The sequence below is a fragment of the Bacillus sp. B19-2 genome, assembly GCF_022832475.1.
Taxonomy (GTDB): Bacteria; Bacillota; Bacilli; order Bacillales; family Bacillaceae; genus Bacillus; species Bacillus paralicheniformis.
Map to the genome: position 1 here is coordinate 1,269,877 of NZ_JALHKQ010000001.1, position 14,872 is coordinate 1,284,748.

Genomic DNA, 14,872 nt, shown 5'->3' on the forward strand with positions numbered 1-14,872 from the left:
AAATGGCTTTTTTAAAATGAATACCGTTTTGCGCCGAGATAGCGCTGTTTCCAGTAGGAATTGTTCATGTCGCTGACGGTGACACCGGAATCGTTGGCATTGATAAACTTGTTGTTTCCTAAATAAATGCCGACGTGTGAAGGGCCCGCTTTATATGTTTGGAAGAAAACGAAATCTCCTCTTGAAGGCTGGCTGACTGGCGACATGATGTTCCAGTATCCGGCTGCGCTCAGCCTTGAGACAGATGTAACTTTGTTCAACGTGTAATAGATGAATCCGCTGCAGTCAAAGCCTGAAGGGTTGTTGCCTCCCCACCTGTAAGGCACGCCGATATGCTTTTCTGCTTCCGCAATCATCCGTTCGACCTTTGCACTTGTCGAAGTGCCGGTTGAAACTGAAGAGTTCGGCGAGCTGGAAGATGGGCTGCCAGATGAGCCGGAAGTCGATGCACCGGAAATTTTAAGCTTCTGGCCGACTTGCAAAACATCTGTTTTTAATTGATTAGCCTCTCTGATGCTCTGTACCGTCACCTTCATCGAATTTGCAATTTTCCACAGAGAATCGCCTGGTTTAACCGTGTAAGTGGTCGTTTTTGAACTGCTGCTTGTGTTCGTTTTACTTGATGAAGAACTTGAAGACGAACCAGAAGATGGTTTGCTTCCGCTGGAAACCGTTCCTTTCACTTTAAGAACCTGGTTCGGGTAGATCGTGTCCGACTTCAAGTTGTTCAGCGTTTTGATTTCGGCGACTGTCATATTCAAATTATTTGCAATTTTCCATAAAGAGTCGCCCAATTTGACTTTGTATGTGCTGCTTGAACTGCTTGCACTTTGCGAACTTGAGGATGAGCTGGATGATTTCGAACTGGAACTCGAGCCGGAGCTGGAACCGGTGCTTTTCGCGCTTCCTTTAATGACCAGCTTTTGTCCCGGGTAAATCATATCGCTGCTCAGCCCGTTTAAGTTTTTGATCTCTTTTACGGTTGTTTTGTAGTCTTTGGCAATCAGCCACAAGGAATCTCCTAATTTTACCGTGTAAGTTGACTTGGCAGTGCTTGAGCTTGAGCTGGAACTAGCGGATTTTGTCTGTGAGCTGCTTTTTGACTTGCCGTCCGGTACTTTTAAAGTTTGTCCAACATAAATAACTGTAGATGAAAGATTGTTGGCTGATTGAAGTGCCGAAACACTGGTATTGTACTCAGCTGAAAGCTTCCACAGTGAGTCTCCGCTTTTCACCTTGATGGTTTGGGCTTCTACCGGTGATGCCGCCAATGAAGTTCCAACTACCGCAGAGGCCGCCAAACCTACTGCTATCTTCTTCTTCATAACCTCTTAACCTCCCGTTTCATTTTCGTTCTCTCTATGTATGCCATTACATTTGCTATTGCTTAAGACTTTATCCGGCCGATCAGACAGGTGATCTGATCACCATATGTATGACCTTTGGCCGAAAGCCCCCTTTTATATTCTTAAGCAAAAAATGCAATTCACGATTTGTATCGGTCTATTTTATATTTTTTTAATAGTCTTTTTGTTTTTTTACAAATTTCTCATTAAAAATACAGACTGATAGACATATTGACAAAAATCAATACTTTTTTCGCGCGCTCGAAATGTCGGATGCTTTTTTTGGCAAAGGTTTGCGTTTCAATTTTTCGGAAATACGATGATCAGTTGTTTTAAAATCAGAGGTTCATGGTGAAAAACAGCGAGAAGGAGTTAACTGGATATGCTGCATGTGCCGAAACAGCCCGAATAGACGCCGTAACATGCGGATTTCCGTACCGTTTTACAGCCGCTTTCTTTTTCTCTCGGATCAAACGGTCAACAGATGGACAAGCCAGCGTTCAAGTTGAGGATGTAAAAACCGTGTATTCATATTCATTTGTTTACCGGAAATCGCCGATCAATCCTCATCTATTGCCTAATCGAAAAGCAAAGATCAGGATCACTCATACATTTCTACATTTCAGCACAAATTCCTCCAAGAAACCATAAATTGACTATATCATACATTTTTTTTGCCAACATCCGGAATTGGGAGTATCTTTTATTTAGATCGAACGGCGTTTTACTATTTCATTTATAGATTCTTTTTTCCTATCTTAATATAACGATAAATAGAAACACAAAACTTAATACTCATTCATTTTTGTATATTAATAGTCTTAATAGACTATTAGAAAACAGATGAAAAAGCTTCTGATTTATTACCGCCGCTTTCATGCATGTTTCCATCTTTATGGCGCATTTTAAGACATGGAGGTGAATCTTCTTGGCCATTCAAAAAATATGTCAATATTTATGTACGTGTTTAGGAATCCTTTCTCTTTCCTTTATTTATGTGCAAATGTTTAAAAAAACAAAACAGACGAAAAAAGATTGAACAGACATTTATTGCATTTTATACATAACGTGTTATAATTTCTCTCGTTATCCAAAAGAAACGGGGAACTGATATGAGGGAAACAAAGGATTTGCGGGAGAAAACAAGACAGTTTTTAACGATTTTGATTCCGATTTTGGTTACGCAAGCGGGACTGTCGCTCATTACGGTTCTCGACACGGTGATGTCAGGCAAAGTCAGTGCCGCAGACCTCGCCGGCGTCGCAATCGGCTCGAGTTTGTGGACCCCCGTTTATACAGGGCTTGCCGGCATTTTGACGGCTGTAACACCGATGGTCGCCCAGCTGATGGGGGCCAAGCGGCAAAAGGATGTCCCTTATACTGTTATTCAATCGGTTTATGTGGCCGGGATCATCAGCATTGCTGTCATCGTTTCCGGATACTTACTGATTGATCCGGTGCTTGAGAACCTCGATCTTGAACAGAAGGTAGCGGTCATCGCAAAACAATATTTAATCTGCATCGGGCTCGGCATATTGCCGCTGTTTGTTTACAATGTGATGCGCTGCTTTATTGATTCACTCGGAAAAACGCGGGTGACGATGCTGATTACGCTCTGTTCTCTGCCCATTAATTTTGTTTTGAATTATTTGTTCATTTTCGGGAACTTCGGCTTTCCAAAGCTTGGAGGAGCAGGAGCCGGTATGGCTTCCGCCATCACATATTGGTGCATTTGTCTGATCTCTTTATACATCGTCCACAAAAAAACGCCGTTTCACCAGTTTAGGATTTTTGGAACTTTCTATTCATTTTCTTTTGCTGAAAGTATGAAACTGCTGAAGATCGGGATTCCGATCGGTTTCGCCATCTTCTTTGAGACGAGTATATTCGCAGCTGTCACTTTGCTGATGAGCCATTTTGACACGGTCACGATCGCTTCCCATCAGGCGGCAATGAATTTCGCTTCGCTTCTTTACATGCTTCCATTGAGCGTATCGATGACGCTGACAATTGTCGTCGGCTTTGAGGCCGGAGCAAAACGGTTTAAAGACTCAAGAACCTACAGCTATCTCGGCATTTCAATAGCGGTCGGTTTTTCATTATTCACCGCACTCATCATTTTACTGTTCAGAGAGCAAATCGCCGGTTTGTACGCGGCTGACCGGGATGTGCTGCTTCTGACAAAGGACTTCTTGCTGTATGCGTTGTTTTTTCAGCTGTCAGATGCCATCGCCGCGCCGATTCAAGGAGCGCTCAGAGGATATAAAGATGTCAACTACACGCTTGTTACCGCTCTCGTCTCGTATTGGATTATCGGGCTTCCGGTCGGTTTTGTGATCGGAACGTATACTTCATTCGGAGCTTTCGGGTACTGGATCGGACTGATTACGGGGCTCGCAGCCGGTGCAGTCGGGCTGTTCTTCAGGCTCAAACGCATTCAAAACCGCTATATTCACACTCAGAGCGTATAAAAAGGTGCCGGGCTCATATGCCCGACACCTTTTTTGACCATTTTAATCATTCCATTGATAGGTCCAAAATGTTTCTTTTTCAAACCATGTCTCAACAACCGGCTCGCCATTGGCGAGTTTTTGCTCTATTTCTTTCATAAAGCCGCCTGTTTGAGATTTATGCGCTTTGAGCGCGTTCATTTTAATATCTGCGGCTTCTTTGATATCAAGAACGACGTCAGGCTTGCCAAGAACCTCTTCCCTGTGGTGGGTGATGGCCATGCATAAGACGCGCGGCCGGTCTTCTTTCTTTTTCCGCGATAATGCCCTGATGACCGCGGCACCGCACGCATCATGGTCAGGATGAACGCCGTGTCCCGGATAAAACGTCACGACAAGGCTCGGGTTTACATCATCGATGACAGCCTCTATTCGATCGGCCAGTTTTTCTTCATCCTCGAATTCGAGCGTTTTGTCGCGGTATCCGAGCATGCGCAAGTCCTGTACATCCATTTCCTTGCAGGCGTCGATCAGCTCTTGCTTTCTGAGCAGCGGAAGGGTTTCCCTGTTGGCAAAAAGCGGGTCTCCCATATTTCTTCCCATCTCGCCCAGCGTCAGGCACGCGTATGTGACAGGTATATCTTCTTTTCGGTTTAAGGCGATCAAGCCGGCGACTCCGAAAGATTCATCGTCAGGATGCGGCAAGATCACGAGTAAATGTTTTTTCATCTATAACACCTTCTTTTTAGACTGCAAATGGCTTTTTGCTGATTTGAAGCGAAATGGCAAGTTTGCCGCCCGGCAAATAGCCGGCGAGAAGCAATCTCCCTTCATCATCAACCGTATAATCCGTCAGGCCTTCGGCGTAGATCCAGCCGTCTTCGATTTTCAAACCGGCGCGAAATGGCCCCTCGCCCGTGATTTTTGCCCGGGAGCAGGTCACCTTCGCGTTTCTGATATACGCCACCACGGTCATGTTCTGCTCATCTTTATGCGCGGAATACGATCCGGTTGTCGTCTCCAAATGAATGTAAACAGGCTGGTTTAAAAATGTTTCCAAAGAAGCCTGCACATCTTCTTTTATTATTGCTTTCATGTTACTCCCTGCTTTCTTCGTTTGTTAATAACTCCAATCGTTCCGTATGCCATTCAATCAGCTTGAGCTTCATATCTGGTTCCAATTGTGAATTCACAATGCGCCGGATTGATTGATAGTATTTTTCGTGCTTCGTCTTTCTGAGCCTTGGATGGGTACGGAGGTCGTTCAACTCATCATCAATCGCCCGATGAAGCGCCTGTCTGTCTTCTCCGTCTATCGTCCGGTTTTTCCAAAGGGTTTTATACGCCCGCAAAAGCTCTAATTCGTCTGCCATGACGGAATAACCTCCGAATTGCTTCAATAATGTTTAATTATACATAAACAGGGCTTATTGAAAAGAAAAAGGACTTACGGATGAAAGGAATTTTTCCTTTTTAAAAATACCTTCTCCGGTTTCTTCCATTGAAATTGCGAAAGTGTAAACAAAATCAGCGCCGCCCATATGCAGGTAAATGTAAAGACCTTACTGCTGCTGAACGGTTCATGATAGACGAAAACGCCTAAGCATAATGTAATGGTCGGAGCGATATATTGCAAAATGCCGACTTGATAAAGCGGAAGTTTTTTCGCACCTTCCGCAAATAAAAGCAGCGGAATCGCGGTCAACACTCCTGCCAAAAACAGCAGCACCATCATGCCGATGCTCCCTGAAGCGGCTTGAGCCTTTTCCGGATGGCTGAAGAACAGCAGGTAGATCGCTGCAACCGGAGCGATCATCATCGTTTCCAGGGTAAGCCCTATGGCGCTTGAGAGCGATGTCCGCTTTTTCGCCAGTCCGTAGAGCCCGAAGCTGAATGCAAGTATCAGGGCGATGTACGGCACGGAACCGTACTGGAAAGCGGAAATAAGCACCCCGAAAGCAGCGAGAAGAACTGCCGCTCCCTGCATCCGTGTCAGCTTTTCCTTTAAAAAGACAATTCCGAGCACGATCGATACGAGCGGATTGATGTAGTAGCCCAGGCTCGCTTCAAGAATATAGCCGTTGCTGACAGCCCATATGTAGACATACCAATTGATCGAAATCAGAACGGACGACAAAATGAGCGGTACAAATTCCTTTCGGTTTCCCGAAAGCGCGCGAAATGCTTTGACTCCGTTTTTCCACTGCCGCAAAACGAGAAGCACGCCGCACATGAAAACAAATGACCAGATAATCCGGTGCGCCAGTATATCGAGTGCAGCCGTCTGATCAAGTACTTTCCAATATAAAGGAAGGAGCCCCCACAGCAAATAAGAAAGCGCTGTGTAAATGATTCCTTTCGTTTGAGATGAATGATTCATGTCTGTTTCTTTCCTTTCTTCTCATCACTTTCCGCACTTTTTTGCATATACTGTACCGTCTATGTGAAAGGAAGTGTGATCGTGTTTGATTGGCAACGCTTTTTTCCATTTCAGCAGTTTTCTAAGGACGGATTAAAAAACGCTGACCCGAAAGATGTGGAGCAATATATCCACCACATGATGAAAAGCGTTTTCGGACCGGGGTATGCAGTTCAATTTCCTTTTCGTGACCCTCTCTCAAAAGAAACACCGGCGGCAGATGAATCTGATCCGATTGATATTTTTGAAACGACAAGCCATGTATTTGTTAAAGTACCGCTCACCAAAGAACAGCTTAACCTTCTGAAAATTAAACATACTTCACAAACCCTGATCATAGAAAACTACCCTGAAAAAGGGCGGCAGGAAAAAGTCGTTCTCCCCTCTCTAGTACGCAGAAAGGGTACGAAAGCAATATTTAAAGACGGCATTTTGGAAGTGATGTTCTTAAAAAATGAGGACTTTAACCTGTCTGAAATCGACATCACGTTTTGAAAACGGCCAGCTTGGAGAAGCAGGCTGTTTTTTTTTCTTCCTGTACCATCTTAACACTAGTCCTCATGGATGATCATCTCATTTGCCTGACATTTGGCTGTGCCTTTACATTTCGACATCGCTAGTCATTATTCCTTAAAAAGTCCCTGTAACTATTTCCTCTTTCGGCTGCTGTCAGTTAGTCCTTATAATGATAATGGTTCTCAATTTATAAAACAGGAGGATGAATATGAAAAAGAAAATCAGCCTATTGATAACAGCGATGTTTTTGACGATCCTTTGTTTTTCACCTCAAGCTTCTGCAGCATACAACTCACTGCATAAGGGCTACGCCACTTATACTGGGTCAGGTTACTCCGGCGGTGCATTGCTTTTGGATCCGATTCCGTCCAATATGAAGATCACCGCTTTAAATCCGACAGATATGAATTACCGCGGAGTGAAAGCAGCTCTTGCCGGCGCCTATCTGCGGGTTGAAGGGCCGAAAGGAAAAACGACCGTCTATGTGACCGATCTGTATCCTGAAGGCGCGCCGGGAGCTCTTGACCTTTCACCGAACGCTTTTCGCGAGATCGGCGATATGAAAGACGGCAAAATCAACATTAAATGGCGTGTAGTCAAAGCGCCGATTACCGGCAATTTCACTTACCGGATCAAAGAAGGCAGCAGCCAGTGGTGGGCGGCGATCCAAGTCAGAAATCACAAATATCCCGTCATGAAAATGGAATATTACAAAGGCGGAAAGTGGATCAATATGGAGAAAACGGACTACAACCATTTCGTCAGCACCAATCTCGGGACAAGTCCGCTTAAAGTCAGAATTACAGATATCCGAGGAAAAGTCGTAAAAGACACGATAAAAAAACTGCCGGAAAACGGGACGTCAAGCGCATATACCGTACCTGGAAAAGTACAGTTTCCTGACTGATCGATCCGGAAAGAATGAGACGGCGGCCAAAGGCGAAAAGATTCGCAAGCTTTGGCCGCCGCTTCATATTGGACATCCGGCATTTAGATGCCAGCAACAATCGGCTTATTGATCAATAGCCCGGTCCCGCCCCTCTGTATGGAGCTGCGCCCGGAACACCTCCGTACGGAACGGCCCCAGGAGCTGCCCCGTAGCCGTAATAAGGCGCGCCGCCGTAAGGTCCCGGGTATGGCGGCGGGTAAGCGTAAGGCCTTGGGTAGTTAAAAATCGCGCTTCCGAGAAATCCGCCCAGCAAACCGCCGACAAGCGGCGCTCCAAAACCCCAGAATAACGGGAATCTGGCCGGGTATCCGGCAGGACCTGATCTCGAGTAAAGCATATGAGGGTTCATTGGCTTTTATCCTCCTTTATGTCTGCCTATAGTAAAGGTATTCATAAAGTCGGGAAACGTTTGGGCTATTCTTCATAAATCATTTTTTTTGTCATTCCGCCGTCCACCGTCACGTTTGTACCGGTGACAAAGCGATTGTCCGGATCGGTCAAATAAAAGCATGCTTTGACGATATCCTGAGGGCGGCCGACCCTGTTTGACAAATGCTGCCCGTGGTCAATAGGCCGCAGGGCAGTATCATCCCCGGTTTCGATCCATCCCGGGGAAATGCTGTTGACGACGATCGAATCTTTACTTAAAGACGCGGCCAATGCGTGAGTCAAAGCAATTAAGCCCCCTTTTGACGCGGCATAGGCTTCCGAGTCCGGCTCGGACATAAACGCCCTTGTCGAAGCGATATTAACGATGGCTCCGCCTGTTTTCGCTTCTTTCATTTGTTTGGCGGCTGCTCTTGCGCAAAGAAACGCGCCTTTCAAATTGGTATTCAGAACATCGTCCCATTCTTCCGCCGTCAAGTCATAAGGGGACTTCCAAACTGATCTGCCCGCGTTATTAATGAGCGCCGATATCGAACGGCCGTTTCGGGAAGCTTCCCGCATCAGCCGTTTCACATCTTCTTCAGATCCTACATCACAAACTGCAAACTGAACGCGCGCTCCGGAAGCGGTCAGCTCTTTTTCAAGCTGTTCACCCTCTTCTTTCAGTACATCGGCAAATACGACGATAAAACCTTTTTGAGCATAGGCGGCCACCAGGTCTCTCCCGATGCCTTTGGCCCCGCCTGTAATGACGACTGTTTCTTTACTAGTCAATCCGGTCAGCTCCCTTCCGGATCGCAATGATGTTCAGCCCAGGTTTGTATCTCTTTGAGGACAGGCTTCAGGGCCGTTCCCTTGTCTGTCAATTGATAGATGACTTTTACCGGCGTTTCCGGCAGCACTTGGCGCTCGATTATTTTGCAGTGTTCGAGCTCTTTTAAACGTTCAGCCAGCATTTTTTGGCTAATCATCGGTATCATTTCGGTCAAGTCTTTAAACCGTTTAGGCCCATCCAATAATACATGGATGATCAATCCATTCCATCGTTTGCCGAGTAAAGAAAAGGCGGCTTCCATTCTAGGACACATTGTAAACCCCAATTCTCTCACCCCTCCATATCCAGTTGACAAATATAATGTGTGCTATTAAAATACTCATTAAAGTTACAAAAAGTAAGTTTCTAACTTTTTGTCTGACTCTATCATAACATGTTTAGCCCAAAGGAGGAAGTCACATGTCTTCACAAGAAAACACCGCTCTCAACATTCTGGAAGAGCGTACTTCGATTAAAGAATATGACACAAGCGTTTCCATTTCCAAAGAGGAGCTGACAAAGCTGCTGAGCGTCACAACAAAGGCTCCGTCAGCCTGGAATCTGCAGCACTGGCATTTTACAGTCTTCCACAGTCAGGAATCAAAAGATAAGCTCCTTCCGATCGCGTTCAACCAAAAACAAGTCAGCCAGGCATCTGCGGTTGTAGCTGTGCTTGGAGACTTACAAGCGAACCTGAACGGTGAAGCCGTATACGGCCCTCTGACAGAAGCAGGTTATATGACCGAAGACATTAAAAACACGCTGCTCGGACAAATCAACGGCGCTTATCAAAACAGCGGATTTGCAAGAGACGCCGCCTTTACAAACGCATCGCTCGCGGCCATGCAGCTGATGATCGCGGCTAAAGCAATGGGCTATGACACATGCGCGATGGGCGGCTTTGACAAGCAAGCGTTCGTGAAAGAATTCAACATCGATGAACGCTATGTACCGGTCATGCTGATTTCGATCGGAAAACCGGTCAAACCTGCACACAAAAGCAATCGTTTTGATGTGTCTGACGTATCTACATGGCTGTAAATATGCTAAAAACCTTAGTCCCCAAAAAGGACTAAGGTTTATTTTTATGCTTTTATATGCTTTTCATACCAGATTTTCGCCTGGTCGATCTCGCTGTGTGTCAGCTGATGGCCGCCGCTTTCCCAGTGAAGGAGCACTTGGGCGCCGGCGTTTGTGAAATAGTCGGCAAGTTCGCTTGATTCATGCGGCGGACAGAGTGGGTCTGTTTTGCCTGCTCCGATGAACACGGGCAGGCCTGTCATATCAGGGAGCTTGCGATTTCTAAACGGAACCATCGGATGATGCAAAATTGCCCCTTTCAGTACACGTTCATGGCGGAACAGGAGACTTCCCGCGATATTGGCGCCGTTTGAATAGCCGATTGCGACCACCCGACTCCTGTCAAAGTGAAATTCATTTGCGGCTTCATCTAAAAACGTTTTTAATTCATCCGTCCGGTCGATCAAATCTTTCTCGTCAAATACCCCTTCTCTCAAACGCCTGAAAAACCGTGGCATTCCGTTTTCCAGCACATTTCCCCTGACTCCGAGCAAATTCGCATCGGAATCAATCATCCTGCCGATCGGCAGAAGATCGTGTTCGTTTCCCCCTGTTCCATGCAATAACAAAAGGGTCGTATCAGAATTCCCTTTCTCGTATATATGATTCATTTCCTTTCACTCCTTTTCCCATTTTGTTTCCGCGATGTCATTGCGCCAGTCTTTCCAGCGGTTCATCAATCAAAAAGCCCCCGTTCGCCTCTCCTGTATGGTGATCCCCTTCATTCTGTTTTATCTCGAATTCAAGATATTAATTATTGTAAAGTTATACTTTCGAATATGCAAGCCAGAACGCCTGTTTAAATAATTTAAAAAATCACTTTTTTCTAATAATTATCTTGTGATTAAATCTGACAACTGCTATGATTATGAACATTAAAATCGCTAAAGGAGGAAAAAAGGTGAATCAACAGCTTTTTAAATGGGTTCTGTTCATCATCCCTTTTATCGGGCAGCTTGCCTTGCTGCCATTTGTAAACCGGATAGATCCGATCGTTTTCGGACTTCCATTTTTTCATTTTTGGCTGGTGCTGTGGATTGTGCTGACACCGATGATCACATTTGCGATTTACAGATTTGAGAAAAGAAACGGAGGTTATGAGTGATGCAGGGAAATTTAACAGCGCTCCTCATCACCGCCGGCATTATTTTGACCGTGGTCTGTATCGGGTTTATCGCCGGCAGCAATAAGCAGTCGCGGAAATCGGTTGAAGAGTGGTCCGTCGGCGGAAGGCGGTTCGGAGGGCTGCTCGTCTGGTTTCTTGTGGGTGCCGACTTGTATACGGCTTACACGTTTTTAGGCTTGACAAGCACCGCTTTTACAAGCGGAAGCGTCGCTTTTTTCGCGATTCCTTATTCTGTTTTGGCCTATTTCATCGCCTACTTTTTTCTGCCGAAGATTTGGAAGGTTGCGAAAGTGCACCAGCTCACAACGCTGGCTGATTACGCAAGGGAACGCTTCAGCAGCAAGCTCCTGTCTTCGCTTGTTGCGATTGTCGGCGTCTTAATGCTGATCCCGTATATCTGCCTGCAGCTCAGCGGAATTCAGGATACGCTTCAAGTCGCGGGTACAGGGTTTATTAACGTCAATGTCGTCGTCATCATTTCGTTCGTCCTTGTCGCGCTTTATACGTTTTTCAGCGGCATCAAAGGTCCTACATATACCGCCATTATTAAAGACATTTTAGTTTGGGTGATGATGCTGTTTATGGTCGTTTCGCTGCCGCTCATCCATTTTAACGGCTGGACGCCGATGATTGACAAGCTGGCAAATGAAGCGCCGCATATGCTGACAATCCCTTCTGACGGACCTCGCGGAATCGCCTGGTTCATCACGGCATCGATCGTTTCCGCGTTGGCTCTGTTCATGTGGGCCCATGCGGCGACAGGCGTTTTCACGGCGAACAGCGCGGATGCACTCAGAAAGAACAGTATGTTTCTGCCGCTGTACAATATTGTATTGATTTTAGTCATTTTCTTAGGCTTTATCGCATTTCTCGTACTTCCTGATGACATTAATCCGAGATTTGCATTGCTGTATTTAATTCAAAGTTCATACGGCGGCGTCACGCAAGGATTCGCCTATTCAACGATTGCCCTGGCAAGTCTGATCCCGTGTTCGATTATGGCGATTGGGGCGTCCAACCTGTTCGCTAACAATTTATACCGCGATTTGATCAACCCCCGCGTTTCCGGACAAAGACTGACGATCATCACCCGCTCGATGGTATTCGTTGTCATCGGCCTGGCCCTTTTATTCGGAATGCTGTTCCCGGCAGCGCTTGTAACGCTTCAGCTTCTCGGTGTATCAGGCATGGTGCAGATATTCCCTGCCATCGTCATCAGCCTGTTCTGGAAAAACCAGACGAAGGAAGCGACGATCATCGGTCTTCTCGTCGGCCTTGCCGTTACATTTACCGTTTATTTAACAGGAGCCACTTTCGGCATTTACGAAGGCTTCTGGGGCCTTGCCGCCAACCTTTTGACTGTTGTCTTGTTGAATCCGTTTTTTGTGAAAAATGTAAAACACAATTCTGTGATCAACTATTTGTTCCATGCTAAGAAGGATGTGCAAAAAAGCGCTTGATCACTAAAAAAACCCTTACGCTCCGTGTGAACGTAAGGGCTTCTTTTATTTCTCTTTTTTTAAGATCTCAATCGCTTTATCCAGCTGCGTATCATTGTCGGCAAGCTTATCTTGCAGCTTGCTTGTCATACTGATTGTCGTCTCGCCCGTTAGGATGCCTGTCGTTTTCAGCTTTTGATCTTTTTGATAAGCCTTAACGGCAGCCTCTGTCTGTGCGTCGAATGCCCCTGTTGCATTCAGCTTATAGCCGAGCGCTTGGAGCATTTGCTGGGCGGCTTTCACTTCGTCTCCGGTGCTGCCTGCCTTATACTCTTTTTTGGAATCCAGGTACGGCAGTTTGGCATAGCTTGGGAGCTCCGCTTTATATTGAGGTTTGATTCCTTTTTCGTGAATCCAGTCCCCATTTGGCGTCAGCCACTTGGCAATCGTCAGCTTGACGGTCGATCCGTCGGAGAAGCTCTCCGCATTTTGAACCGTTCCTTTTCCAAACGTATTTTCACCCACAATCGGGATGCCTGAAGACTGGTGAAGTGCTGCGGCCATGATCTCAGCGGCGCTTGCCGTTCCTCCGTTGACGAGAACGACGGTCGGCTTGTTCACTTTTCGTTCCTTCTCAGCTTTGTACACTTCTTTTTTCCCGTTTTTGGATTCAACCTGCATAATGGTTTTGCCTTTATCAACAAACAGGTTGCTCATCATAATCGCTTGGTCCATCAGGCCGCCGGGATTGCCTCTGAGGTCAAGCACGAATCGTTCCGCACCTTTTTCAGTCAAGTCATCAATGGCTTTCGTCAGTTCCTTTGCGGTATTTTCAGAGAAAGACGTAATTTGGATTTCACCGATGTTACCGTCGATCATTTTGGAGTAAACGGTTTCGATCGGAATCGTATCCCGCTTAATCGTAACATCGATTTGGCCGACGCCTCCCCTGTTGAGAACAAGCTTGACATTCGTGCCTTTTTTGCCGCGGATCATTGCTGTCGCTTCGTTGACGGTCTTGCCTTTTACGCTTTTGCCGTCCACTTTCTGAATTTCATCATGCGGCTTTAAGCCGGCTTTTTCTGCGGGAGATCCTTTAATAGGCGCGACGATTAGAATTTGTCCATTTTTTTCTTCTACTTGGGCGCCGATTCCTTCAAAAGAAGAGGTAATGCTTTCTTCAAAGCTTTTAGCTTCTTTCTTATCCATGTATGTTGAATATGGATCATCCAAAGCTCCAAGCATCCCTTTAATCGCCCCGTCAGTCAGCTTTTCATCGTCTGCATTTTGATAATAGTCACTCTTGATTTTGTCGTACGCCGCCATCAGCTTTTCGAATTTCTCGGAGTCTGAAGCGGAATATACTGAACCGCCGCTGCCTTTGCCCACCAGATAAAGCGTCAGTGCGGAGGCGGCGACAGCCGTAATCAATACAGCCAAAAAGAGTTTTAACTGCTGTTTCAAACGAACACCACCTTTTCTTCTTACCATATTATCATGGACGAATCTTTATTCGTCAACTCGAATCACTCAGGATCCGATTTTCCGGGCTGCTGGCATTCGATCGTTTTTCAACCATTATTCCGCTTTTGCATATGCATACAAAAAAGGAGGGATTTCAATTTGAGCGATTATTTAGACATGCTCGCCAGCTTCGGCGTCTCATCCGCTCATCCCGGCGGGATGTCCCTGTCAAAGGCAGTGCTCGCCAAAGCAGGCCTCGACCCTGAGCAGCCGATTCTTGATGCAGGCTGCGGAACCGGCCAGACCGCCGCTTATTTGGGGCAGCTGCTGTTTCCTGTCACTGCCCTTGACGCCGACCCGGTCATGATCGATAAAGCCCGACAGCGTTTTAAAAAAGAACAGCTATCCATTCCGGTTGTCCACTCTCCCCTCGAGGAAATGCCGTTTCAGTCTGAAAGCTTTGCCTGTGTATTATCTGAATCTGTACTGAGCTTCACAAATATCCGGTCCGCTTTACAGGAAATCCGGCGGATTTTAAAACCCGGAGGGACGCTGATCGCGATCGAAGTCTGCCTTAAGGAAGGCAACGCTCTGACAGACGAAGCAAAAAAAGAAATCACGGACTTTTACGGATTCACCGCTTTATATGCCGAGGATGAATGGGTCAATGTTCTGCGGGAAGAAGGATTTTCAAAGGTTAACATCATCCCTGTCCTATTGGAAGACGCAGCAGATCCCGATGACGCCGTTGAAATGGATCTATCGCCTTCGATTTCCGACAAAAACTATGAAACAATGGAAAAACACCTGCATTACCTGGAAAAATACCGGGATTCTCTTGATCATATTATTTTGATATCACATCTATAAACCATCATTTGC

At 46.0% G+C, this 14,872-nt stretch carries 17 protein-coding genes; 7 read left to right on the plus strand and 10 right to left on the minus strand.

Annotated features, from left to right (window positions below; translation table 11 throughout):
* Positions 1 to 11 precede the first annotated feature (11 nt).
* Complete coding sequence (locus MST20_RS06405) at positions 12 to 1,325, minus strand: C40 family peptidase (protein ID WP_243940892.1); 1,314 nt, start codon at positions 1,323 to 1,325, stop codon at positions 12 to 14.
* 1,133 nt (positions 1,326 to 2,458) lie between these two features.
* Between MST20_RS06405 and MST20_RS06410 the strand changes: the two genes are divergently transcribed.
* The gene (locus tag MST20_RS06410) at positions 2,459 to 3,817 is read left to right on the plus strand and encodes an MATE family efflux transporter (protein ID WP_243940895.1); all 1,359 of its coding nucleotides are present in this window, start codon (positions 2,459 to 2,461) and stop codon (positions 3,815 to 3,817) included.
* Between the two features lie 42 nt (positions 3,818 to 3,859).
* Here MST20_RS06410 and bshB2 read toward each other — a convergent pair whose 3' ends face one another.
* The 4 genes from bshB2 to rarD form a co-directional block, all read right to left on the minus strand.
* Positions 3,860 to 4,525, minus strand: a complete 666-nt coding sequence (bshB2, locus tag MST20_RS06415; protein ID WP_243940897.1) for a bacillithiol biosynthesis deacetylase BshB2 — start codon at positions 4,523 to 4,525, stop codon at positions 3,860 to 3,862.
* Positions 4,526 to 4,541: 16 nt separating this feature from the next.
* Positions 4,542 to 4,892, minus strand: a complete 351-nt coding sequence (locus tag MST20_RS06420) for a YojF family protein (protein ID WP_020451827.1) — start codon at positions 4,890 to 4,892, stop codon at positions 4,542 to 4,544.
* A gap of 1 nt (position 4,893) precedes the next feature.
* The gene (locus MST20_RS06425; protein WP_243940899.1) at positions 4,894 to 5,169 is read right to left on the minus strand and encodes a hypothetical protein; all 276 of its coding nucleotides are present in this window, start codon (positions 5,167 to 5,169) and stop codon (positions 4,894 to 4,896) included.
* Positions 5,170 to 5,243: 74 nt separating this feature from the next.
* Positions 5,244 to 6,176: an EamA family transporter RarD gene (rarD, locus tag MST20_RS06430; RefSeq protein ID WP_243940901.1), complete on the minus strand. Its 933-nt coding sequence runs from the start codon at positions 6,174 to 6,176 to the stop codon at positions 5,244 to 5,246.
* 81 nt (positions 6,177 to 6,257) lie between these two features.
* Between rarD and MST20_RS06435 the strand changes: the two genes are divergently transcribed.
* Positions 6,258 to 6,710, plus strand: coding sequence for a spore gernimation protein GerT (locus MST20_RS06435; RefSeq protein WP_065643852.1), 453 nt, complete (start codon positions 6,258 to 6,260; stop codon positions 6,708 to 6,710).
* Between the two features lie 229 nt (positions 6,711 to 6,939).
* Positions 6,940 to 7,638 (plus strand): expansin ExlX, encoded by a 699-nt coding sequence (gene exlX, locus MST20_RS06440; RefSeq protein WP_243940903.1) that lies wholly within the window; start codon positions 6,940 to 6,942, stop codon positions 7,636 to 7,638.
* A 112-nt stretch (positions 7,639 to 7,750) separates the two neighbouring features.
* Here the strand turns inward: exlX and MST20_RS06445 are convergent, their stop codons facing one another.
* The 3 genes from MST20_RS06445 to yodB form a co-directional block, all read right to left on the minus strand.
* Positions 7,751 to 8,029, minus strand: a complete 279-nt coding sequence (locus MST20_RS06445) for a hypothetical protein (protein ID WP_065643850.1) — start codon at positions 8,027 to 8,029, stop codon at positions 7,751 to 7,753.
* Positions 8,030 to 8,094: 65 nt separating this feature from the next.
* The gene (locus tag MST20_RS06450) at positions 8,095 to 8,841 is read right to left on the minus strand and encodes an SDR family oxidoreductase (protein WP_243940905.1); all 747 of its coding nucleotides are present in this window, start codon (positions 8,839 to 8,841) and stop codon (positions 8,095 to 8,097) included.
* Positions 8,842 to 8,846: 5 nt separating this feature from the next.
* On the minus strand, positions 8,847 to 9,167 hold the full coding sequence (yodB, locus tag MST20_RS06455) for a transcriptional regulator YodB (protein ID WP_243940907.1): 321 nt from the start codon (positions 9,165 to 9,167) through the stop codon (positions 8,847 to 8,849).
* 134 nt (positions 9,168 to 9,301) lie between these two features.
* Between yodB and MST20_RS06460 the strand changes: the two genes are divergently transcribed.
* Entirely contained in the window at positions 9,302 to 9,922 is a 621-nt protein-coding gene (locus MST20_RS06460) for a nitroreductase family protein (protein WP_065643847.1), read from the plus strand.
* A 44-nt stretch (positions 9,923 to 9,966) separates the two neighbouring features.
* On the opposite strand, the gene MST20_RS06465 is transcribed toward MST20_RS06460, so the two are convergent.
* Complete coding sequence (locus tag MST20_RS06465; RefSeq protein ID WP_243940909.1) at positions 9,967 to 10,572, minus strand: alpha/beta hydrolase; 606 nt, start codon at positions 10,570 to 10,572, stop codon at positions 9,967 to 9,969.
* Positions 10,573 to 10,862: 290 nt separating this feature from the next.
* Here MST20_RS06465 and MST20_RS06470 point away from each other — a divergent pair, with 290 nt between their 5' ends.
* Together MST20_RS06470 and MST20_RS06475 are read left to right on the plus strand one after the other, a co-directional pair.
* Complete coding sequence (locus MST20_RS06470) at positions 10,863 to 11,066, plus strand: DUF3311 domain-containing protein (protein ID WP_020451835.1); 204 nt, start codon at positions 10,863 to 10,865, stop codon at positions 11,064 to 11,066.
* Positions 11,066 to 12,547 (plus strand): sodium:solute symporter family protein, encoded by a 1,482-nt coding sequence (locus tag MST20_RS06475; protein WP_243940911.1) that lies wholly within the window; start codon positions 11,066 to 11,068, stop codon positions 12,545 to 12,547. Before MST20_RS06470 ends, MST20_RS06475 begins: the two co-directional genes overlap by 1 nt.
* Positions 12,548 to 12,592: 45 nt before the next feature.
* Here MST20_RS06475 and MST20_RS06480 read toward each other — a convergent pair whose 3' ends face one another.
* Positions 12,593 to 13,990 carry a S41 family peptidase gene (locus MST20_RS06480; protein ID WP_243940913.1) on the minus strand — a complete coding sequence of 466 codons (1,398 nt, stop codon included), beginning with the start codon at positions 13,988 to 13,990 and terminating at the stop codon, positions 12,593 to 12,595.
* Positions 13,991 to 14,149: 159 nt separating this feature from the next.
* Between MST20_RS06480 and MST20_RS06485 the strand changes: the two genes are divergently transcribed.
* A complete protein-coding gene (locus MST20_RS06485) occupies positions 14,150 to 14,860 on the plus strand; it encodes a class I SAM-dependent methyltransferase (RefSeq protein WP_243940915.1) in 711 nt (236 codons plus the stop codon).
* The last annotated feature ends 12 nt before the right edge of the window (positions 14,861 to 14,872 follow it).